The 20071-nt window shown below is 74.6% G+C and carries 20 protein-coding genes and 1 riboswitch; of the genes, 12 read left to right on the forward strand and 8 right to left on the reverse strand.

Going from position 1 to position 20071, the window contains the following annotated elements; all coding sequences use genetic code 11:
* Positions 1-9 precede the first annotated feature (9 nt).
* Both ABD363_RS09685 and otsB read left to right on the forward strand, forming a co-directional pair.
* Complete coding sequence (locus ABD363_RS09685; protein WP_344601698.1) at positions 10-249, forward strand: DUF3263 domain-containing protein; 240 nt, start codon at positions 10-12, stop codon at positions 247-249.
* A gap of 161 nt (positions 250-410) precedes the next feature.
* A complete protein-coding gene (gene otsB, locus ABD363_RS09690) occupies positions 411-1283 on the forward strand; it encodes a trehalose-phosphatase (protein WP_344601700.1) in 873 nt (290 codons plus the stop codon).
* Between the two features lie 55 nt (positions 1284-1338).
* On the opposite strand, the gene ABD363_RS09695 is transcribed toward otsB, so the two are convergent.
* Together ABD363_RS09695 and ABD363_RS09700 are read right to left on the reverse strand one after the other, a co-directional pair.
* Positions 1339-2727, reverse strand: a complete 1389-nt coding sequence (locus ABD363_RS09695) for an alpha,alpha-trehalose-phosphate synthase (UDP-forming) (RefSeq protein ID WP_344601702.1) — start codon at positions 2725-2727, stop codon at positions 1339-1341.
* 83 nt (positions 2728-2810) lie between these two features.
* Complete coding sequence (locus tag ABD363_RS09700; protein WP_344601704.1) at positions 2811-3755, reverse strand: glucosyl-3-phosphoglycerate synthase; 945 nt, start codon at positions 3753-3755, stop codon at positions 2811-2813.
* Positions 3756-3886: 131 nt separating this feature from the next.
* Positions 3887-4027, forward strand: a riboswitch (SAM riboswitch).
* An 18-nt stretch (positions 4028-4045) separates the two neighbouring features.
* Between ABD363_RS09700 and thrC the strand changes: the two genes are divergently transcribed.
* The 6 genes from thrC to ABD363_RS09730 all read left to right on the forward strand — a co-directional run bounded on the left by thrC (position 4046) and on the right by ABD363_RS09730 (position 11235).
* The gene (gene thrC, locus ABD363_RS09705) at positions 4046-5329 is read left to right on the forward strand and encodes a threonine synthase (RefSeq protein WP_344601706.1); all 1284 of its coding nucleotides are present in this window, start codon (positions 4046-4048) and stop codon (positions 5327-5329) included.
* Positions 5326-5601, forward strand: coding sequence for a MoaD/ThiS family protein (locus tag ABD363_RS09710; RefSeq protein ID WP_344601708.1), 276 nt, complete (start codon positions 5326-5328; stop codon positions 5599-5601). The genes thrC and ABD363_RS09710 overlap by 4 nt, the downstream gene beginning before the upstream one ends.
* Positions 5602-6041: 440 nt before the next feature.
* Entirely contained in the window at positions 6042-6245 is a 204-nt protein-coding gene (locus ABD363_RS09715) for a cold-shock protein (protein WP_004986573.1), read from the forward strand.
* Between the two features lie 374 nt (positions 6246-6619).
* Positions 6620-8242 carry a chaperonin GroEL gene (groL, locus tag ABD363_RS09720; protein WP_344601710.1) on the forward strand — a complete coding sequence of 541 codons (1623 nt, stop codon included), beginning with the start codon at positions 6620-6622 and terminating at the stop codon, positions 8240-8242.
* A gap of 237 nt (positions 8243-8479) precedes the next feature.
* On the forward strand, positions 8480-9613 hold the full coding sequence (locus ABD363_RS09725; RefSeq protein WP_344601712.1) for an NADH:flavin oxidoreductase: 1134 nt from the start codon (positions 8480-8482) through the stop codon (positions 9611-9613).
* A gap of 80 nt (positions 9614-9693) precedes the next feature.
* A complete protein-coding gene (locus ABD363_RS09730; RefSeq protein WP_344601714.1) occupies positions 9694-11235 on the forward strand; it encodes a carboxylesterase/lipase family protein in 1542 nt (513 codons plus the stop codon).
* A 27-nt stretch (positions 11236-11262) separates the two neighbouring features.
* On the opposite strand, the gene ABD363_RS09735 is transcribed toward ABD363_RS09730, so the two are convergent.
* From ABD363_RS09735 to ABD363_RS09745, 3 genes are read right to left on the reverse strand one after another with little or no spacing between them, the layout of a single operon-like run.
* Positions 11263-11826, reverse strand: a complete 564-nt coding sequence (locus tag ABD363_RS09735) for a hypothetical protein (RefSeq protein ID WP_344601716.1) — start codon at positions 11824-11826, stop codon at positions 11263-11265.
* 51 nt (positions 11827-11877) lie between these two features.
* Positions 11878-12813 carry an N-acetylmuramic acid 6-phosphate etherase gene (gene murQ, locus ABD363_RS09740; RefSeq protein WP_344601718.1) on the reverse strand — a complete coding sequence of 312 codons (936 nt, stop codon included), beginning with the start codon at positions 12811-12813 and terminating at the stop codon, positions 11878-11880.
* Between the two features lie 58 nt (positions 12814-12871).
* On the reverse strand, positions 12872-13804 hold the full coding sequence (locus tag ABD363_RS09745) for a MurR/RpiR family transcriptional regulator (protein WP_425577958.1): 933 nt from the start codon (positions 13802-13804) through the stop codon (positions 12872-12874).
* A 55-nt stretch (positions 13805-13859) separates the two neighbouring features.
* Here ABD363_RS09745 and ABD363_RS09750 point away from each other — a divergent pair, with 55 nt between their 5' ends.
* On the forward strand, positions 13860-14243 hold the full coding sequence (locus tag ABD363_RS09750) for a hypothetical protein (protein ID WP_344601719.1): 384 nt from the start codon (positions 13860-13862) through the stop codon (positions 14241-14243).
* A 7-nt stretch (positions 14244-14250) separates the two neighbouring features.
* Positions 14251-14523, forward strand: coding sequence for a DUF4031 domain-containing protein (locus ABD363_RS09755; protein ID WP_344601721.1), 273 nt, complete (start codon positions 14251-14253; stop codon positions 14521-14523).
* Here ABD363_RS09755 and ABD363_RS09760 read toward each other — a convergent pair.
* Together ABD363_RS09760 and ABD363_RS09765 are read right to left on the reverse strand one after the other, a co-directional pair.
* Entirely contained in the window at positions 14505-15572 is a 1068-nt protein-coding gene (locus ABD363_RS09760) for a GNAT family N-acetyltransferase (protein ID WP_344601722.1), read from the reverse strand. The two genes, ABD363_RS09755 and ABD363_RS09760, sit on opposite strands and share 19 nt — an antisense overlap.
* Before the next feature lie 9 nt (positions 15573-15581).
* Positions 15582-16244, reverse strand: coding sequence for an HD domain-containing protein (locus tag ABD363_RS09765; RefSeq protein WP_344601724.1), 663 nt, complete (start codon positions 16242-16244; stop codon positions 15582-15584).
* Positions 16245-16437: 193 nt separating this feature from the next.
* Between ABD363_RS09765 and ABD363_RS09770 the strand changes: the two genes are divergently transcribed.
* Positions 16438-17115: a maleylpyruvate isomerase family mycothiol-dependent enzyme gene (locus ABD363_RS09770; protein ID WP_344601725.1), complete on the forward strand. Its 678-nt coding sequence runs from the start codon at positions 16438-16440 to the stop codon at positions 17113-17115.
* 114 nt (positions 17116-17229) lie between these two features.
* Positions 17230-17919, forward strand: coding sequence for a copper homeostasis protein CutC (locus ABD363_RS09775; protein WP_344601727.1), 690 nt, complete (start codon positions 17230-17232; stop codon positions 17917-17919).
* A gap of 72 nt (positions 17920-17991) precedes the next feature.
* On the opposite strand, the gene ABD363_RS09780 is transcribed toward ABD363_RS09775, so the two are convergent.
* A complete protein-coding gene (locus tag ABD363_RS09780; protein WP_425577960.1) occupies positions 17992-19956 on the reverse strand; it encodes a HelD family protein in 1965 nt (654 codons plus the stop codon).
* Between the last annotated feature and the right edge of the window lie 115 nt (positions 19957-20071).

The following is a 20071-nucleotide window of genomic DNA, read 5'->3' on the forward strand; positions in this document are numbered from 1 at the left end:
GTGCTGGGCATGGCGGAGGAACAGCAGCAGCTCGGACAGCGGGAGCGGGACATCCTCGCGCTCGAACGCCGGGGGTTCTCCGGGCCCGGCGCGAAGGAGCGGGCGATACGGGAGGAGCTGGGCCTGGCGCCGGTGCGGTACTTCCAGCTGCTCAACGCGCTGCTGGACGACCCCCGGGCGCTGGCGCTGGACCCGGTGACGGTGAACCGGCTGCGCCGGATCCGCCGGGCCCGGCGGGCCGAGCGGTGACGGGCGCCGCGGCCGGCGGCTCCCCGCTTCCCGCGCGCCGCCGGGCGGCTCCCGCGGGACCGGCGTGCGGAACCCGGGGTCCCGCGGGACCGGCGTGCGGAACCCCGGCCCTCCCGCGGATCACCAGGCGTACGTTCCGCCCCCGTGGATAGGGTCGCCGTATGGGCAGTCACACGGACCCGACCGAACCCCTCGACCCCTCGGCCCCCCTGCCGGCGCCCGTCACCGAAGCCGGACGGGCCGGGCTGGAGGCGATCCTCGCGCGACCCGGGAAGGCGGTGATCGCGCTCGACTTCGACGGGACGCTCGCACCGATCGTGCCGGACCCCGAGCAGGCCCGCGCCCACCCGGACGCGGTGCCCGCGCTGGCGGCGCTGGCCCCGAAGGTGGCCGCCGTCACGGTGATCACCGGCCGCCCGGCCGAGGTCGCCGTCCGGCACGGCGGCTTCGCGGGCGTCCCCGGGCTGGACCACCTGGTCGTCCTCGGCCACTACGGCGCCGAGCGCTGGGACGCCGACAGCGGCGAGGTCGGCGCCCCCGCCCCGCACCCCGGCGTCGCCGCGGTCCGCGCCGAGCTGCCCGGACTGCTGGAGCGGGCCGGTGCCGCGCGGGGCGTCCGGGTGGAGGACAAGGGCCGCTCGGTGGCCGTGCACACCCGCCGGGCCGCCGATCCGCAGGCCGCCTTCGAGGCGCTGCGCGCCCCCCTCACCGACCTCGCCGCCCGCCACGGCCTGATCGTCGAACCCGGCCGCATGGTCCTCGAACTGCGCCCGCCCGGCATGGACAAGGGCGTCGCCCTCCTCGACCACGTCCGCGCCACCGGCGCCGCCGCCGTCCTGTACGCCGGCGACGACCTGGGCGACCTGCCCGCCTTCGCCGCCGTCGACACGCTCCGCGCCGACGGCGTCCCGGGCCTGCTGGTGTGCAGCGGCAGCGACGAGGTGACGGAGCTGAGAGAGCGGGCGGACCTGGTGGTGGACGGCCCGGCGGGGGTCGTGGGGCTGCTGCGGGCCCTGGCGGCACGGCTCGGCTGACGACGGCCGGGGCCGGTCCCCGCCCGGGGGGACCGGCCCCGGCCGCGACCGGGCCTCAGCCCCGCAGCGCCTCCAGCTGCTCCAGGAACCACCGCCCCGGCGGCAGCGCGGTCGCGGCGGCGGCCAGCCGCTTGGTGCGGTCCGCCCGCTCCGCCGCCCCCATCGACAGCGCCTCGTGCAGCGCCCGCGCCGTCTCCATCACGTCGTACGGGTTGACCGCGAGCGCGTCCTCGCCCAGCTCCTCGTACGCCCCGGCCTCCCGGGACAGCACCAGCGCGCAGCCCTCGTCCGAGACGACCGGGACCTCCTTGGCGACCAGGTTCATGCCGTCCCGGACCGGGTTCACCAGGGCCACGTCGGCCAGCCGGTACGCCGCCAGGGAGCGCGCGAAGTCGTCCTCGACGTGCAGGACGACCGGCCGCCAGCCCGGCGTGCCGTACTCCGCGTTGATCTCCTCCGCCACCCGCCGCACCGCGTCCGTGTACTCCCGGTACACCGCGAGGTCCTGCCGCGAGGGGTAGGCGAACGCCACGTGCACGACCCGCTCCCGCCACTCCGGGCGGTCGTGCAGCAGCTGCCGGTACGCCAGCAGGCCGCGCACGATGTTCTTGGACAGCTCGGTGCGGTCCACCCGCACGATCGTCCTGCGGCCCGCGCCGATCTCCTCCCGCAGCGCGGCCATCCGCTCGTCCACGTCGGCCTCGCGCGACCGCTTGCGCAGGAACTCCGCGTCGGCCCCCAGGCCGTGCACGCCCACCCGGGTGTTCCCCAGGCCTCCGGCGAACCGCTCGCAGCAGGCGGTGAACGCCTCCGCCCAGCGGTGGGTGAGGAAGCCCAGCCGGTCGGCGCCGAGCATGCCCCGCAGCACCTGCCCGGCCACGTCGTCCGGCAGCAGCCGGAAGTACTCCGGCGGCGCCCAGGGCGTGTGCGAGAAGTGGCCGATGCGCACATCCGGGCGCAGCTCGCGCAGCATCCCCGGCACCAGCGTCAGGTGGTAGTCCTGCACCACGACCGCCGCGCCCTCGGCCGCCTCCTCGGCCAGCGCCTCGGCGAAGGCCCGGTTGTAGGTCTCGTACGACGCCCACTGGCGGCGGAACTCCGCGTCGAAGACCGGTTCCAGCGGCGTCTGGTACAGCATGTGGTGCACGAACCACAGCACCGAGTTGGCGATCCCGTTGTACGCGTCGGCGTGCACGCCGGCCGGGATGTCCAGCATCCGCACGCCGTCCTCGCCGACCCCGCGCCGCACCGCCTCCCGGTCGCCGTCGGACAGGGCCGAGCACACCCACAGCGCGCCCGCGTCCGGCCCGATGGCGGACAGTCCGGAGACCAGCCCGCCGCCGCCCCGCCGGGCGTGCAGCGAGCCGTCGTCCCGCACCTCGTAGGAGACCGGGCCACGGTTGGAGGCCACCAGTACCTGAGCAGCACCGTTCGTCGAAGCCATACGCCTCAACCTAGCCCGGCCCCCAACCGCTCAAACGTACGACCCGGCCTCGTATCCGGGCCGTATACGGCCCCGGGCCGCCCTCAGGCCGCCTTGCGCGCCGCGTACTCCGCGATCTCCGCCATCGGCGGGCGCTCCTCGGTGTCCACGGAGTACGTGCGCGGCTCGAAGCCGTCCTCGCCCCGCACGAACTGGGTGAGCGACGGGCGGACCAGGTGACCGCGGGCCAGCCTGAGCTGCGCGGTGCGGTAGATCGCGGCGGCCATCCGGCCGAGGGCCTGCCCGTCCTGGTGCCGGTGCCGCCGCACGCCCACGTCCACCTGGGCCAGGGCGTCCAGGCCCACCAGGTGCAGGGCGTCGACCAGCATGCCCAGCTCCACCCCGTACCCGACCGGGAACGGCAGCCGCTCCAGCAGCGAGCGGCGGGCCGCGTACTCGCCGCCGAGCGGCTGCACGAAACCGGCCAGCCGCGGCCAGTGCATGTTCAGCAGCGGGCGGGCCATCAGCTCGGTGACCCGGCCGCCCTGCCCGGCCGCGCCGCCCAGCGGGCGGTCGTACATCGCCTTGACCAGGTCGACGCCCGGCTCGGTCAGCAGCGGGCCGACGATCCCGGTGACGAAGTCCGAGGAGAACTCCCTGAGGTCGGCGTCGACGAAGCAGACGATGTCGCCGCCGGTCACCAGCAGGGAGCGCCACAGCACCTCGCCCTTGCCGGGCACGGCCGGGATGCGCGGCAGGATCTCGTCCCGGTGCACCACGGTCGCGCCCGCGGCGGCGGCCACCTCGGCGGTACGGTCCGTCGACCCGGAGTCGACCACCACGATCTCGTCGACCAGCGGGGCCCGCCGCATCAGGTCGCGGCGGATCACGGCGACGATGTCGCCGACCGTCTCCTGCTCGTTGAGCGCGGGCAGCACGACGCTGACCGACTGGCCCGTGGCGCGTTTGGCGGCCAGGACCTGGTGGAGCGGGCGGTCGCCCACGGACCAGGAGCGGGTCCTCAGCCAGCGCTCGACTTCTTCCAGCACGGTGTCCGGCTCCTCACGGTTGTCTCGCGGTTCGGACGGCTTCTCTCAACTGTCCTGGCCTTCGGTTACAGTCTTGAACAACGCTCGTGACCATCCCATGTCGGGGGTCCGGTGCGTCGACAACCACATACCGCTCATCCAGAGGGGCAGAGGGACACGGCCCGATGAAGCCCCGGCAACCCCCCTGAGCCGAACTCGTCTTCGCGAGGCTCCCGGTCAGGGAAGGTGCCAATTCCGTCTCACGGCGAGGTACGCCGTGGGGAAGATGAGGAGAAAGGGCCTCGCCTCACATGGCTGTGCAGACAGTTGCAAGCACCACCGACTCCACCGTGGACCTCGGCCCCGCCGCGGCGCTCTCCTGCCGCGAATGCGGTCACCGCGTGCCCCTCGGCCCGGTCTTCGCCTGTGAGGAGTGTTTCGGCCCGCTGGAGATCGCCTACGACTTCTCGTCCTACGACGCCGGGGAGCTCCGCAAGCGCATCGAGGCGGGTCCCGCGAACATCTGGCGGTACGCACCGCTGCTGCCGGTCCCGGCCGACGTGGCCGACAAGCCCAACCTGAACCCGGGCTGGACCAAGCTGGTCAAGGCCGACAACCTGGCGCGCGAACTCGGCGTGACCGGCGGCCTGTACGTGAAGGACGACTCCGGCAACCCGACGCACTCCTTCAAGGACCGCGTCGTCGCCCAGGCCCTGGAGGCCGCCCGCGCCTTCGGCTTCACCACCCTGTCCTGCTCCTCCACCGGCAACCTGGCCGGCGCCGTCGGCGCCGCCGCCGCCCGCGCCGGCCTGCGCTCCTGCGTGTTCATCCCGCACGACCTGGAGCAGGGCAAGGTCGTCATGGCCGCCGTCTACGGCGGCGAGCTCGTCGGCATCGAGGGCACCTACGACGACGTGAACCGCTTCTGCTCCGAGCTGATCGGCGACCCGGCCGGCGAGGGCTGGGGCTTCGTCAACGTCAACCTGCGGCCCTACTACGCGGAGGGCTCCAAGACCCTGGCGTACGAGATCTGCGAGCAGCTCGGCTGGCGGCTGCCCGACCAGATCGTGGTGCCGATCGCCTCAGGCTCGCAGCTCACCAAGATCGACAAGGGGCTGCGCGAGCTGATCGAGCTCGGGCTCGTCGAGGACCGGCCGTACAAGATCTTCGGTGCGCAGGCCGAGGGCTGCTCGCCGGTGTCCGCCGCCTTCAAGGCCGGCCACGACGTCGTCCGCCCGCAGAAGCCGAACACCATCGCCAAGTCCCTGGCGATCGGCAACCCGGCCGACGGCCCCTACGTCCTCGACGTCGCGCGCCGCACCGGCGGCGCCGTGGAGGACGTCACCGACGAGCAGGTCGTCGACGCGATCAGGCTGCTCGCCCGGACCGAGGGCGTCTTCGCCGAGACGGCGGGCGGCGTCACCGTGGGCGTGACGCGCAAGCTGATCGAGAACGGCGTCCTCGACCCGGCGAAGACCACCGTCGTGCTCAACACCGGCGACGGCCTGAAGACCCTCGACGCGGTGGCCGGCACCGGCCCGACCGCCACCATCCGCCCGACCCTGGACTCCTTCCGAGAGGCTGGCCTCGCATGAGCGTGACCGTCCGCATCCCCACCATCCTGCGCACCTACACCGGCGGCCGGGCCGAGGTGAGCGCCGAGGGCACGACCCTCGCCGAGGTCATCGAGGACCTGGAGAAGAACCACACCGGCATCGCCGCCCGCGTCCTGGACGACCAGGGCAGGCTGCGCCGCTTCGTCAACGTCTACGTCAACGACGACGACGTGCGCTTCGAGCACGGGCTCCAGACGCCGACCCCCGCGGGCGCGGGCGTGTCCATCATTCCGGCGGTCGCCGGCGGCTGACCGGGATTCGCCGTTACCTCTGGTAATGGCCGTCACCGAGCGTTCTGCGCATTGCCCCCTCCGTGAGAGAAGCGGAGGGGGCAATTCAGTGTGGTTGAACGCGGTAGAGTTGGGGAACGCGCTGCTGATCCCCTGATCGGTACCCCCGTGTTCCTGTCGCACGCCCGATGAGATGTAGCCAAAGTGTGGGCGTCTTTCGCGGCTTATGTGCTCTTTGTGCAGCCCGACTTGCCCTGAATTACGGCGAATTCTCGCCACATTCCAGGCCGGCTGCGTCCGGAATTCTCGTCCGATTGACCTGTTGCGGACGGCAGTTGGGCAGATACATTCGGCCGCGGTCGACGCGTTCCGGCGCACACCCCCAACCGTTGGGGGGTGAGGTATGACCCGGATCCGCGAAGTGTGGATCTGTGCAAGGGCCAGTAATAGGGGAGTTAGGCATGGCTCAGGGCACCGTCAAGTGGTTCAACGCGGAGAAGGGGTACGGCTTCATCGCGGTCGACGGTGGTGCGGATGTTTTCGTCCACTACAGCGCGATCCAGATGGACGGTTACCGCACCCTTGAAGAGGGCCAGCGGGTCGAGTTCGAGATCTCGCAGGGCCAGAAGGGCCCGCAGGCCGACATGGTTCGCGTCACCGCCTGATACGCGCGACCGGCGAACCGTACAGGCGTCGTCTTCCGTCGAAGGGCCCGCACCTCCCGGGGTGCGGGCCCTTCGACGTGCCTTCGGCGTGCCGGGGACGGGCCGGCGGCGGGGTGCGGGGCGGGGCGCGGTGCCCGGCGCGCCGTGTTCGCGCCCGGCTGAGCGCGCCCGCGGACCCCCCGGGGGCGCTTGCACTCGGCAGGGGCGAGTGCTAATCATTGCGTTAGCACTCTGAAGGTGAGAGTGACAATGGAAGGACCGGGTCGGTGAGGCCACGGGCCGGGTGGGGCAAGGAACCACCGGCCGGGGCCGTCCGTCGCGGGCGCGGGCGCGGTCCGAAGTAATCACCCCCAGTCCTGGAGGGACCACTTCACATGGCCAAGATCATCGCGTTCGACGAAGAGGCGCGGCGCGGCCTTGAGCGCGGCATGAACCAGCTCGCGGACGCCGTCAAGGTGACCCTCGGCCCCAAGGGCCGCAACGTCGTCCTCGAGAAGAAGTGGGGCGCCCCCACGATCACCAACGATGGTGTCTCCATCGCCAAGGAGATCGAGCTCGAGGACCCGTACGAGAAGATCGGCGCCGAGCTGGTCAAGGAAGTAGCGAAGAAGACGGACGACGTCGCCGGTGACGGTACGACCACCGCCACGGTCCTGGCCCAGGCGCTGGTCAAGGAGGGCCTGCGCAACGTCGCCGCCGGCGCCAACCCGATGGCCCTGAAGCGCGGCATCGAGAAGGCCGTCGAGGCCGTCTCCGCCGCCCTGCTGGAGCAGGCGAAGGACATCGAGACCAAGGAGCAGATCGCCTCCACGGCCTCCATCTCCGCCGCCGACACCCAGATCGGCGAGCTGATCGCCGAGGCCATGGACAAGGTCGGCAAGGAAGGCGTCATCACCGTCGAGGAGTCCCAGACCTTCGGTCTGGAGCTGGAGCTCACCGAGGGTATGCGCTTCGACAAGGGCTACATCTCGGCGTACTTCGCGACCGACATGGAGCGCATGGAGGCCGTCCTCGACGACCCCTACATCCTGATCGCGAACCAGAAGATCTCCAGCGTCAAGGACCTGCTCCCGCTGCTGGAGAAGGTCATGCAGTCGGGCAAGCCGCTGCTGATCATCGCCGAGGACGTCGAGGGCGAGGCCCTGTCGACCCTGGTCGTCAACAAGATCCGCGGCACCTTCAAGTCCGTCGCCGTCAAGGCCCCGGGCTTCGGCGACCGCCGCAAGGCGATGCTGAACGACATCGCCATCCTCACCGGCGGCGAGGTGATCTCCGAGGAGGTCGGCCTCAAGCTGGAGAACACCACGCTGGACCTCCTGGGCAAGGCCCGCAAGGTCGTCATCACCAAGGACGAGACCACCATCGTCGACGGTGCCGGCTCCGCCGAGCAGGTCCAGGGCCGGGTGAACCAGATCCGCGCCGAGATCGAGCAGTCGGACTCCGACTACGACCGCGAGAAGCTGCAGGAGCGCCTGGCGAAGCTGGCCGGCGGCGTGGCCGTCATCAAGGCCGGTGCCGCCACCGAGGTCGAGCTCAAGGAGCGCAAGCACCGCATCGAGGACGCCGTCCGCAACGCCAAGGCGGCCGTCGAGGAGGGCATCGTCGCCGGTGGTGGCGTGGCCCTGCTGCAGGCCTCCCAGGTCTTCGAGAAGCTGGAGCTGGAGGGTGACGAGGCGACCGGCGCCCAGGCCGTGAAGCTCGCCCTGGAGGCCCCGCTGAAGCAGATCGCCGTCAACGCCGGCCTCGAGGGCGGCGTCGTGGTGGAGAAGGTGCGCAACCTGACCCCGGGCCACGGCCTGAACGCCGCGACCGGCGAGTACGTCGACCTGGTCGCCGAGGGCATCATCGACCCGGCGAAGGTGACCCGTTCCGCGCTGCAGAACGCCGCCTCCATCGCCGCGCTGTTCCTCACCACCGAGGCCGTCATCGCCGACAAGCCGGAGAAGGCCGCCGCGCCCGCCGGTGGCGGCATGCCGGGCGGTGACATGGACTTCTGATCGACCGGTACCGGTTGATCGACCGTCCTTCCGTGGATCCGAGGGCGGCACTCCTGTCGGACAGGGGTGCCGCCTTCGGGCGTTGCCGGGGCCCCGGCGGGGGCGTGGCCGGGATCACAGGGCGGTGCGCGCGGCGGGCGGAATGAGGCTTCCGCCGGAGCGGTTGACGTCGGGGCAGAGTAGATGCGTATGCATGTACCGCTTGGTTTCCACTCGTTCCCCCACGAGGAGCCCCACGTGACCGTCACCGCCTCCGCGACCGCCTCCCGCGCGGCCGAGATCCTCTCCCGCCCCGCCGCGATCAACGGCCTGACCGTCCCGAACCGGATCGTGATGGCGCCGATGACCCGCATGTTCTCCCCGGGCGGCGTCCCGGGCGAGGACGTGGTGTCGTACTACGCGCGCCGCGCCGCCGCCGGCGTCGGCCTGATCGTCACCGAGGGCACCTACGTCGGCCACCCCTCGGCCGGGCTGAGCGACCGGGTGCCGCGCTTCCACGGCGAGGAGCAGCTCGCCGGCTGGGCGAAGGTCGCCGAGGCGGTGCACGCGGCGGGCGGCACGATCGTGCCGCAGCTGTGGCACGTCGGCATGGTCCGCAAGCAGGGCGAGCCGCCGTTCCCGGACGCCCCCGCCGTCGGCCCCTCCGGGCTGCGCATCGGCGAGACCGAGCCCACCGGCAAGGCCATGACCCGGGCCGACCTGGACGCCGTCGTCGGCGCCTTCGCCGAGGCGGCCGCCGCCGCCGAGCGCATCGGCTTCGACGGCGTGGAGCTGCACGGCGCCCACGGCTACCTCATCGACCAGTTCCTGTGGGCGGGCACCAACCGCCGCACCGACGCCTACGGCGGCGACCCGGTGGCCCGCACGAAGTTCGCGGTGGAGATCGTCGCCGCGGTCCGCGAGGCGGTCTCGCCCGACTTCCCGGTGATCTTCCGCTACTCGCAGTGGAAGCAGGAGGCGTACGACGCCCGCCTCGCCGACACCCCGGAGGAGCTGGAGGCGATCCTCGCCCCGCTCGCGGCGGCCGGCGTGGACGCCTTCCACGCCTCCACCCGCCGCTACTGGCTCCCGGAGTTCGACGACTCCGACCTCAACCTGGCCGGCTGGACGAAGAAGCTCACCGGCAGGCCCGCCATCACCGTCGGCTCGGTCGGCCTCGACGGCGGCGACTTCCTCAAGTCGTTCCAGGGCGAGGGCGCCCGGGTGGGCGGCCTGGACAACCTCCTGGACCGCCTGGAGCGCGAGGAGTTCGACCTGGTGGCCGTCGGCCGGGCCCTGCTGCAGGACCCGCGGTGGGCGGAGAAGGTCCTCGCGGGCCGCTTCGACGAACTGGCCCCGTACGACCCGGCGTCGCTCAAGACCCTCGACTGAGCCGCGTCCGCGCCCCGGCGTAGGGTCCGTGGGATCACCACCGACCGCCGTACCCGCGACGGCACAGTGAGGAGTGATCGATGACGACCACCGACCCCGTGGTGCGGACCGGCGCCGGCGCGGTGCGCGGACGGCGCGAGGAGGGCCTGGCGGTGTTCCGCGGCATCCCGTTCGCCGCGCCGCCGGTGGGCGAGGCCCGGTTCGCCGCCCCGCGCCCGCCCCGGCCCTGGGACGGCATACGCGACGCGTACGTCTTCGGCCCGCCGCCCCCGCAGGAGGCGGGCCTGTCGGGCCCCGAGGCGCTGCGGGCCCTGCCGGCCGGCGACGAGTGGCTGACCCTCAACGTCTGGACGCCCGACGCGGACCCGGCCGCCCGCCGCCCGGTGATGGTGTGGATCCACGGCGGCTCCTACAAGTTCGGCCACTCCGGCAGCCCCGGCTACGACGCCCGCCTGCTCGCCCGTGACGGCGACCTCGTCGTCGTCACGGTCAACTACCGCCTGGGCGTCGAGGGGTTCGCCCGCATCGAGGGCGCGCCCGCCAACCGGGGCCTGCTCGACCAGGTGGCCGCGCTGGAGTGGGTGCGGGACAACATCACCGGATTCGGCGGCGACCCGGACCGGGTCACCGTCTTCGGCGAGTCGGCCGGCGCCGGCTCGATCGCCGCCCTGCTGGTCATGGACCGCGCGGCCGGGCTGTTCCGCCGCGCCGTCGCCCAGAGCGTCCCCGGCGTGTTCTTCTCCGACGAACTCGCCCGGGACGTGGCCGGGGCCCTCGCCGCCGAGGCGGGCCGGCGCCCCACGGCCGCCGACCTGTCCGCCGTCGACCCCCGCGCACTGCCCGCCGCCGGGGAGGCGCTGGGCGCCAGGATGCCCCGGTACGCCGACCGCTGGGGCCAGGCCGCGCCCACCCGCACGCCGTTCGCGCCCGTCGTCGACGGCGAGGTGCTGCCGGCCGCCCCGTGGCAGGCGCTGGCCGCCGGCGCCGCCCGGGACGTGGAGCTGGTGGTCGGTCACAACCGCGACGAGTTCCGCCTGTTCACCGCCATGGCCGGACGCCTGGGCCAGGCCACCGCGGAGCAGGCCGCGGCCACCTTGCGCCGGTACGCGCCGGGCGCGGACGGCGCGGCCGCCTACCGGGCCGCGTACCCCGGCGCCACACCGGGCGAGCTGCACGAACGCGTCCAGACCGACTGGCTGTTCGCGATGCCCTCGCTGCGTCTCGCCGAGGCCCAGGTCGCGGGCGGCGGACGCGCCCACGTCTACGAACTGACCTGGCCGACCCCGGCCCTGGGCGGCGCGCTGGGCGCCGCCCACGCCCTGGACCTGCCGCTGCTCTTCGGCACCTTCCGCGCCGACCTGGGCGTGCTGTACTTCGGCGACGAGGAGCCCCCCGAGGAGGCGCGGGCGCTGTCGTCCTGGTTCCGCACCGCGTGGGCGGCCTTCGCCCGTACCGGCGATCCCGGCTGGCCCGCGTACGACCCCGAGCGCCGGCTGGTCCAGGTCCTGGACGCCGAGCCGGTGGCCGCCCCCTATCCGGAGGAGACGACGCGGCGGCTGTGGGAGGGGTACGAGTTCGCCGCGCTGCCGCTGCTGGACCCCGGCTCCGGCCCCGGCGCCTGAGGCCGCCGGAGCGCGGCCGGTCCGGGACTATCCCGCCGGTTCGGCGTTCATCCGCACCGGCGTCCCCCACACGCGCAGCACCTCGTAGTCCGTGAACTCGTGCACCAGCCGGTACGCCGGGGCCGGGCGCGGGCCCCGGCGCTGGGCCGCGAGGTACAGCTCGGCCTCGCGGCGGTCGCGGCGCGGGGTGCCGCACAGCTGCCACGCCTGCCCGTTCCACGCCTCGGGGAGCCAGCGCTGCTGGGGCTGGGGACGGTCGCCGCGCACCCCGTACCGGGACGGGGCCGGGCCGGCGGGGCGGGGCTGCGCGGGGCCGCCCTGGTACTCGGCGCGGCGGGCGGCGCGGCGGCGGGTCTCGCACAGCAGGCACAGGTCCGGCGCGGCGGTGTCGACCGGGCCGTGCGGATGCTCGGGGCAGCGCGTGCTCGGCGCCGTGGTCGTGACGCTCTCCTCCAGCAGGTCCAGGGCGCGGCGCAGGTCCGCCCGGACCTCGTGCAGCCGGGCGTCGGGGGTGTCGGCGGTCAGGGCCTCGCCGTGCTCACCGAGCAGGCGCAGGGCGCGGCCGAGGGCGGTCAGCTGGGCGTGGTTCATGCCGCTCAGAATCGCACACGGCACGGACAGCGGGTCCGGGCCCGCCCCGCCTCACCCCGCGGCCGTGGCCAGCGCGGCGCGCAGCCGGCCGCCGGACTCCGCCAGGAGGCGGGCCGCGGTGGGGCCGTCGACGCCGGCCAGGAGGGCGAGGATCGCGTGCTTCACCTCGCCGCCGGTGGCGGCGAGCGCCGCCTCGATCTCCTCGTCGGCGGCGCCGGTCGCGAGGGCGACGATGCGGCGGGAGCGGGCGCGCAGCTTGTCGTTGGAGGCGCGGACGTCGACCATCAGGTTCCCGTACGTCTTGCCCAGGCGGATCATCGTGATCGTCGAGAACATGTTGAGGACCAGCTTCTGGGCCGTGCCCGCCTTCAGCCGGGTGGAGCCGGCGATCAGCTCGGGGCCGGTGACGATCTCGATGCCGTGCTCGGCGGCGGCGGCCAGCGGACTGCCCGGGTTGCCGGCCAGGCCGACGGTGAGGGCGCCGAGCGCGCGGGCGTGCGCCACCGCGCCGAGGGCGTACGGGGTGCGGCCGGAGGCCGAGACGCCGACCACGGTGTCGTCGGCGGTCAGGGCGAGGGCGTCCAGGTCGGCCCGTGCCAGCTCCGCGGAGTCCTCGGCGCCCTCGACCGGGGCGGCCATCGCCGGCGGGCCGCCCGCGATCAGGCCGACGACCTGCTCGGGGGCCGTGTTGAAGGTCGGCGGGCACTCCGAGGCGTCCAGCACGCCGAGGCGGCCCGCGGTGCCCGCGCCCGCGTAGACCAGCCGGCCCCCGCGCGCCATCCGCTCGGCCGCGGCGTCGATCGCGGCGGCGATCTGGGGCAGCCGCGCGGCGACCGCGGCGGGCACGGTCGCGTCCTCGGCGTTCATCAGCCGCGCGAGCTGAAGGGTGGGCAGGCGGTCGATCTCGGACAGCTCCGGGCGGAACGCCTCGGTGGGCAGGTGCTCCAACTGGGCCCTGAGCTCGCGGTCGTGGGGGATCGGGGTCATGGCGGGGGCGGCCCTCCCGGGTGCGGTGCGTCTGCGCGGTGGCGGGCGGGGGCGGGGGCTAGCGGCTCGTCCCGCCCCGCGGGCCGTGCCGGTGCGCCAGCGCCTCGTACGACGCCGACAGGGCCGGCGCCGCCTTGTCGTAGGTCCGTTGGGCGACCCCGACGAACAGGCAGTCCACGACGAGGAGCTGGCCGGTGCGGGAGGACATCGCCGCCGGGCGCAGCTCGCTCTCGCGGGCGGTGGAGGTGGTCAGGACGTGGTCGGCGTACTGGGTGACGGGGCTGTCGGGGCGCCCGGTGACCGCCACCGTCGTCGCCCCGCGCTCGAAGGCGACCCGCAGTGGCTCGATGACGTCACCGGTGGAGCCGGAGTGGGTGACGGCTATCGCCACGTCGCCCGCGCGCAGCTGCACCGCGTTCGTCACGGCGAGGTGCGGGTCGCTGTGGGCGTGGGCCACGAGCCCTATCCGCAGCAGCTTCTGGGTGAGGTCCTGGGCGACCAGGCCGGAGGCGCCGACGCCGTAGACGTCGGTGCGGCGGGCGGCGGCCAGGGCGGTGACGGCCGCGCCGAGCTGGACGGTGTCCAGGCCGGCGGCCGTGTCGGCGAGGGTCTGCTGCTCGTCGTACGCCAGCTTCGCCACCACGTCCGCGATCGGGTCGTCCACGGCGATGTCGGTGGTGAGGGCGGGCGCGCGGCCGGACTGCTGCTGGGCGGCCAGGCCGGCGAGCGCCAGGCGCAGGTCGCGGTAGCCCGGGTAGCCCAGCAGGCGCGCGGTGCGCACGACGGTCGCCTCGCTGGTGCCGGTGAGTTCGGCCAGGCCGGTGACGGTGAGGGCCGCGCAGCCGGCCGGGTCGCTCGCGACGGCCTCGGCGACCCGCTGCATCGACCGGGTCATCGACGGCGCCAGGGTGCGCACCTTGGCCGCCAGAGCGGCGGGCGCGGGCAGCCCGCCTCCCCCTTGTGCGAAAGTTTCCTTCACTGCATGGGTCACTTCTGAAAGATATTTTCGAGTCGGCGTCGTGGTCAAGAGTGCGCACAATGGGGACATGGATCCCATCAGTCCCCTGGAACAGGCCCTGCACGCCGCGCGTGCCCTCGTACTCGCCGACCTGGTCGCGGGCCGGGTGGCCGAGGCCGACGTCGTGTCCCTGGTCGAGGAGTCCGTCGCCCAGCGGCGCTGGTGGGTCGAGCAGTGGCCGGACGGCGCCCTGTACGTCGCCGGGCTGGTCGCGCAGGACGTGCAGGACGCCCTGCTGGAGCGGTACGGCCGCTGGCCCCTGTGCCCGGCCTGCGGCTCCGGCGACCCGCACGCGCTGGAGGTCGAGCCCGAACTGGGGCCCGACCCGCACTGGGTGTGCACCCGGGCGGGCGTGAAGGTCGCGGCGGTGGGGGCGCTGGGCGAGGCCATCGGCGGCACCCGCACCCCGTGAGGACCCGGTGACCGTCTACATCGACCCGCCCGCCTGGCCGGGCCACGGCCGCCTGTGGTCCCACCTCGTCAGCGACGTCTCCTACGACGAACTCCACGCCTTCGCCGAGCGGTTGGGCCTGCCGCGGCGGGCCTTCGAGCGGGACCACTACGACGTCCCCGCCGAGCGGTACGCGGACGCGGTGACCGCCGGGGCGGTGGAGGTCCGCAGCCGCGAGGTGGTGCGGCTGCTGCGCGCGGCCGGACTGCGCCGGCCGAAGGGTCACTTCCGCAACGCGTAGGCGAACTGCTCCCCGTCCTCCGCCACCCGGGTGAAACCGGCGCGCGAGACGACGCCCTGGGAGGGGAGGTTGTCCCGGGCGACCGTCGCGCACACCGACGTGACCTCCTCCCGGGCCAGCGCCCACGCCGACAGGGCGCGCAGCGCCTCCGTCGCGTAGCCGTGGCCGCGGGCGGCCTCGACGAGGTCGTAGCCGATCTCCACCCGGCCGTCCTCGTCCGGCGGGCCGTGGAAGCCCATGGCGCCGACCGCGCGGCCGTCCGCGCGGCGGACGAGCGCGTACATGCCCCACTGGGGCCGGTGCACCCCCGCCTCGTACTGCTTGACCACCATCCCGGCGCCCTCCCGGGTGCCGTCGGCCGGGCTTCCCCCGATCCACGGGAATCCGCCGTCGCCGCCCGTGGACAGATCGATGGCGGCCGCCGGGGTGACGCCCTCCAGGGTGAGCCGTTCGGCGGGGAGCACCAGGTTGTTGTACCAGTGCCACTCGGTGACCGGGGCGCGGCCGGGCAGGTCCGCGCGCCCGGTGGCCCACAGCAGGGTCCGCCAGGGGCCGGGGCCGGGCCGGACGTGGGGGAAGATCCGGGTCAGGACGAACGCGCACAGGTCGGCGGGCGGTTCGTACGCCACGCCCAGGCCCTCGGCGATGTCGTGCGTGTGCAGCAGCACCTCGGCGACCCCCATCGCGGCGAAGCCCTCGCGGTTCGCGCTGTGGAACGGGTACGGGTGGTAGCCGCGGGCCTCGCGCGGCGCGGCGCGGATCGCGGTGGCGAGCAGGGCGCCGGCCGCTTCGACGGCCCGCAGGACACCGGCGTTGTCGGCGCCCTCGTCGACGGAGATCCGCAGGGGCAGGCGCCTGTCGTGGACGCGTCCCGCCAGCTGTCCCGCGTACATGAGGAAGGCGTGCGGCAGGTGCGCGGCCGTGTGCCGGCAGCTCCACTCCAGCCGGCCCGCCGTCACCCCGTCCCAGTCCCGGTCCGCGACCGTCCGCAGCAGCGCCACGCAGTGCGCCACGGCTGCTTCCACCTGTTCCCCGCCCACGGCATGCATGCGGGAAGGCTATGCGGGCGGGCCGCCCGGGGTCGACAGCATTTCCAGTTCGCCGGTGAGGTTGTAGCGCGCGGTCGCCTCCCACGTGTCGTGCCCGTACGGGGTGCGGAACAGCCGGGGCAGGGCGAGGAGTTCGCGCAGGACCGCGGCGCGGCCCGCGCGGAAGGCGTCGTTCGGGACGAAGTGGTACTCCTCGCGGACGGCCGCGGTGTACGCGGCGTACGCCGACGGCGGCGCGGCGAGGATCGCCAGGTCGGCGTCGCACAGCACCTGGCCGTCGCGGTCGCCGTCGGCCGGGTCGTGGCCGGCGGTGAGCCGCACCAGCCGGGCCACCTCGGCCGTCTTCTCCTGCGGCACCCCGGCCTCGGGCAGGGCGCGTTCGGCGAGGCGGGCCGAGCGCTCCTCGTTCTCCGAGCGCTCGGGGAGGTAGACGGCGTCGTGGAACCAGGCGGCCAGCCGGACCGTGTCCGGGTCGGCCGCGTACTCCGCCAGCGTGTCGACGTGGTCCAGGACCGCCGTGAGGTGGGTGAGCGTGTGGTAGCGGCGCTGCGGCTCCCGCCAGCGGGCGAGCAGGCGGTCGGCGTAGGGGACCGGGTCCGGGCCGCCGCCGGGGCCCCGGGCTCCTTCCAGGGCGCGGACGAAGCGGGCGCGCAGGGCGTCGAGATCGGCCATGGGGTCATTGTCCCGGGAAGGGCACCGTTGCGCGGCGCACCGGCGCACGCGGCCCCGATGCCCGGGCCGGGGAAGCCCGGCGCGTCCGGGGCCGCCCCTCCCGCGCGGCGGACGGCCGGCGGGGACCCGCCGAGCGCCGTGCGGCGCGGTCCCGTCCGGGGCATGTGCCGGGACCCCGCACTAGCGTGGCCCCATGACGACTCCTGCGGATGTGCGGACCGAACGCGACCCCGAGCTGCCCGGGCGGCTGCTGGCCGTCGAACGCGACACGCTGATCCCGCTGCTGCGGGCCAGGCCCGAGGAGGACTTCGCGGTGCCGGTCGCCGCCTGTCCGGGCTGGACGGTGCGGGACGTGCTCGCGCACTGTTCGGCCGCGCTCACCCGGGTGGTGGAGGGACGGCTGGAGAAGGGGGTGTTCTCGCCCGCGTCCAACGAGCGGGACATCGCCGAGCGGGCCGGGTGGAGCAACCGGCGCGTCGTGGACGAGCTGGAGCGCGGGATGACCGGGGCCGGGCCGGTGATCGCGGAGACGGACGGGGCGCTGGACGGCCTGGCGCTGGGGGAGTGGGTGCACGCCGGCGACGTGCGCGAGGCGTTCGGGGAGCCGGGGGCGTACGCGGGCGCCGGTCTGCCGTACGCGCTCGCCCTGCTCGCCCGGGTCACCCGGGAACGGGGGCATCTGCCGCTGCACGCCGACCTCGACGACGCCGACGAGCCGCTGCGGCTGGGCGGCGCCTCGGGGCGGCGGTCCCCGGCGCGGTACATCGGGGACGGGCCGACGCTGGTGCGGCTGTACGCGGGGCGGCCGGTGGACGGGGCCGCGTACGAGCTGGCGGGGGCCGAGGCGCGGGAGCTGAACATCTTCGGGTGAGCGGGGCGCTCGGGCGGTCCCCGGCGGACGGGTGGGCGTAGTCTGTGATTGGACTAGACCTGTAGGAGCTGTCAGAGAGCTGCCAGACCTGTGGCCGCCGACGAATGGGGTCCCATGAGCAAGCGTGCACTCCTGGAGGTGATCGCCCTCGGCGTCGAGGACGCGGTCGCCGCCCAGGCCGGAGGCGCGGACCGCCTCGAACTGGTCACCGACATGGCGGCCGACGGGCTCACCCCGTCGGTCCGGACCGTGACCGCGGTCCGCGCCGCCGTCGACATCGACGCCCGGGTGATGCTGCGGCTCGCGGACGGCTTCGCCGCCGGGGACGTCGAGCGGCTGGCGCGGGTCGCCGGGGAGCTGCGGGAGGCCGGCGCGGAGCAGTTCGTGCTCGGGTTCCTCGACCCGCACGGCGGCGTGGACCTGGCCGCGGTGGAACGGATCGCCGGTGTGCTGGACGGCTGCCGGTGGACGTTCCACCGGGCGATCGACCGGGCCGCCGACCGCGATGCCCTGCGCAAGCACCTCGCCGACCTGCCCGGACTGGACACCTATCTGACGGCCGGGGCGGCCGGCGGGGTCGACGAGGGGCTCCCGGTCCTGCGCGCGGAGGCCCGGCGGCGCGGCGAGCCGGGGTACGGGCAGCGGCTCCTGGTGGGCGGTGGGCTGCGGCTGGACCACGTCCCGGTGCTGCGGGAGGCCGGGATCGACGCCTTCCACATCGGCGGGGCGGCCCGGCCGGACGGCTGGGCCGGGCCGGTGTCGGCGGCGGCGGTCGCCCGGTGGCGGCGGGCGGTCGACGGCTGAGCGGCGGTCCCGGCGGCGCCCCCGGTGGGAGGCGCCGGACGGGGCCCCGGAGGGGGGCCGTCGGGGTCGCGGCTACGCCAGCTGCGGCGGCAGCGGGGCCGCGTGGGTCACGATCAGCCCGGACACCGCCCGGGTCAGCGCCACGTACAGGCGGCGCAGGCCGGTGCGCTCGTCCGGTTCGCCGTCGACCACGGCCCGCGGCTCGTCCAGGACGACGTAGTCGTACTCCAGGCCCTTGGCCAGCGAGGCCGGGACCAGGGTCAGACGGGTCTCCCGCGTCGTCTCCTCGCCGGGGCCGAGGTGGCCGACGCCCGCCGCGTCGAGGGCCTCGGCCAGGCCGGGGACCCGGGCGTCGGCGGCGATCAGGCCGACCGAGCCCTCCCGGCGCAGCAGTTCCCGGCAGGCGCCGACCACGTCGGCGGTGCCGGTGGCGGCGCGGATCTCGAAGAAGCCGGGGTTCTCGCGGATCGACCGCACCGGCGTCAGGCCCGGCGCGATGTGCGGCAGCAGCCGGGAGGCGTAGGCGATGACGTCGGTCGGCACGCGGAAGCCGGCCGTCAGCTCCTCGACCACCGCGTCCGGCTTGCCCAGGTGGGTCAGCGCCTCCTGCCAGCTGCGGGTCGCCCAGGGCGTGGTGCCCTGCGCCAGGTCGCCCAGCACGGTCGCCGAACCGGTGGTGCAGCGGCGGCCCACCGCCCGGTACTGCATGGGGGACAGGTCCTGCGCCTCGTCCAGGACGACGTGCCCGAGGGAGGGGGTGCGCTCGATCAGGTCGGCGGCCTCGTCGATCAGCACGGCGTCCGCGGGCGACCACCGGGCCGACCGTACCGACCGCGCCGGCCTCGTCCACAGGATCGTCTTCTGCTCGTCCTCGGTGAGGACGCCGTCGGCGTGCGCGGCGAGGAAGTCCGCGTCCGTCAGCAGCCGCAGCACCAGCTTCGCCGGGTCCACGGCCGGCCAGACCGCCTTCACGGCCGCCTTCACCGCGCTGTTGCGGGCCACCGCGTCCTGCACCCGGTCGTCCGGGGCCTCGCCCGCGCGCTCCATCTGCACCAGCACGGCGTGCGCGATGCGCTGCGGCAGCGCGTCGCGGGCGGCGCCGTACCGGATGTCCCGGTCCAGCAGGCCCCGCACGATCTCCTCCAGCTCGTACGCCGGAACGCGCCAGCGGCGCGAGCCGCGCACCACGACGACCGGCTCGGCGGGCGGGGTCACGTGGGAGTACAGGGCCCGCCTGAGCACCTCGGCCATCCGGGCGTCGCCCTTGACGGTGGCGGCCGCCGCGTCGTCCGCGCCGCGCACCTCCACGCGGGCGACCAGGTCGTCGACGGTGGCCTGGGCGACCGTCAGCTCGCCGAGCGCCGGCAGGACCTGCTCGATGTAGTGCAGGAAGGACCGGTTCGGCCCGATGACGAGGGTGCCGGCGCGGGCCAGCCGCTCCCGGTGCGCGTACAGCAGGTACGCGACCCGGTGCAGGCCGACGGCCGTCTTGCCGGTGCCGGGACCGCCCTGCACGCAGACGGTGCCGCCGAGCCCGCTGCGCACGATCTCGTCCTGCTCCGGCTGGATCGTCGCCACGATGTCCCGCATCGGGCCGACGCGGGGCCGCTCGATCTCCTGCTGGAGCAGCCTGCTGGTCCGCGCGGCCTCCGCGGGGTCGGACAGGTGCTCGTCCTCGTACGCGGTGAGGTCGCCGCCGGTGTAGCCGAAGCGGCGGCGCAGCGCGACGTCCATCGGGTCCTTCTTCGAGGCCCGGTAGAACGGCTGCGAGACCGGCGCGCGCCAGTCGATCACCATGGGGTCGCCGTCGGCGTCGTGCACGTGCCGCCGCCCGATGTAGAAGCTCTCCCCCCGCGCCTCCTCCGCCTGCTCGGCGCCGGGGGAGCGCAGGTAGTCGAGCCGGCCGAAGAACAGCGGGGTGTCGCCGAGGTCGGCCAGCGCCTTGACGCGCTCCTCGATCTGACGCTCCAGCACCTGGGCGTTGACCCAGTTCGCGGTGACGTCGCGGATGTCGAGGGACTCGACGTCCTCCCGCATGGCGCGCAGGGCGGCGCGGGACGCGGCGAGGTGGGCCCGCTCGCGGGCCAGGGGGTCGTCTGCGGGCGGGGACGCGGACACGGGGGTGCCTCCGAAGGGACCTGCTGGTGTGGAC

Source organism: Streptomyces glaucus, from assembly GCF_039533365.1.
GTDB classification, from domain to species: Bacteria; Actinomycetota; Actinomycetes; order Streptomycetales; family Streptomycetaceae; genus Streptomyces; species Streptomyces glaucus.

Excerpts from the sequence above, each read along its gene's own strand:
- ABD363_RS09685 (WP_344601698.1), top strand. The coding sequence starts at position 10 with ATGGCGGAGGAACAGCAGCAGCTCGGACAGCGGGAGCGGGACATCCTC.
- otsB (WP_344601700.1), top strand. The coding sequence starts at position 411 with ATGGGCAGTCACACGGACCCGACCGAACCCCTCGACCCCTCGGCCCCC.
- ABD363_RS09695 (WP_344601702.1), bottom strand. The coding sequence starts at position 2,727 with ATGGCTTCGACGAACGGTGCTGCTCAGGTACTGGTGGCCTCCAACCGT.
- thrC (WP_344601706.1), top strand. The coding sequence starts at position 4,046 with ATGGCTGTGCAGACAGTTGCAAGCACCACCGACTCCACCGTGGACCTC.
- ABD363_RS09710 (WP_344601708.1), top strand. The coding sequence starts at position 5,326 with ATGAGCGTGACCGTCCGCATCCCCACCATCCTGCGCACCTACACCGGC.
- ABD363_RS09715 (WP_004986573.1), top strand. The coding sequence starts at position 6,042 with ATGGCTCAGGGCACCGTCAAGTGGTTCAACGCGGAGAAGGGGTACGGC.
- groL (WP_344601710.1), top strand. The coding sequence starts at position 6,620 with ATGGCCAAGATCATCGCGTTCGACGAAGAGGCGCGGCGCGGCCTTGAG.
- ABD363_RS09730 (WP_344601714.1), top strand. The coding sequence starts at position 9,694 with ATGACGACCACCGACCCCGTGGTGCGGACCGGCGCCGGCGCGGTGCGC.
- ABD363_RS09735 (WP_344601716.1), bottom strand. The coding sequence starts at position 11,826 with ATGAACCACGCCCAGCTGACCGCCCTCGGCCGCGCCCTGCGCCTGCTC.
- murQ (WP_344601718.1), bottom strand. The coding sequence starts at position 12,813 with ATGACCCCGATCCCCCACGACCGCGAGCTCAGGGCCCAGTTGGAGCAC.
- ABD363_RS09750 (WP_344601719.1), top strand. The coding sequence starts at position 13,860 with ATGGATCCCATCAGTCCCCTGGAACAGGCCCTGCACGCCGCGCGTGCC.
- ABD363_RS09760 (WP_344601722.1), bottom strand. The coding sequence starts at position 15,572 with ATGCATGCCGTGGGCGGGGAACAGGTGGAAGCAGCCGTGGCGCACTGC.
- ABD363_RS09765 (WP_344601724.1), bottom strand. The coding sequence starts at position 16,244 with ATGGCCGATCTCGACGCCCTGCGCGCCCGCTTCGTCCGCGCCCTGGAA.
- ABD363_RS09770 (WP_344601725.1), top strand. The coding sequence starts at position 16,438 with ATGACGACTCCTGCGGATGTGCGGACCGAACGCGACCCCGAGCTGCCC.
- ABD363_RS09775 (WP_344601727.1), top strand. The coding sequence starts at position 17,230 with ATGAGCAAGCGTGCACTCCTGGAGGTGATCGCCCTCGGCGTCGAGGAC.
- ABD363_RS09780 (WP_425577960.1), bottom strand. The coding sequence starts at position 19,956 with ATGCGGGAGGACGTCGAGTCCCTCGACATCCGCGACGTCACCGCGAAC.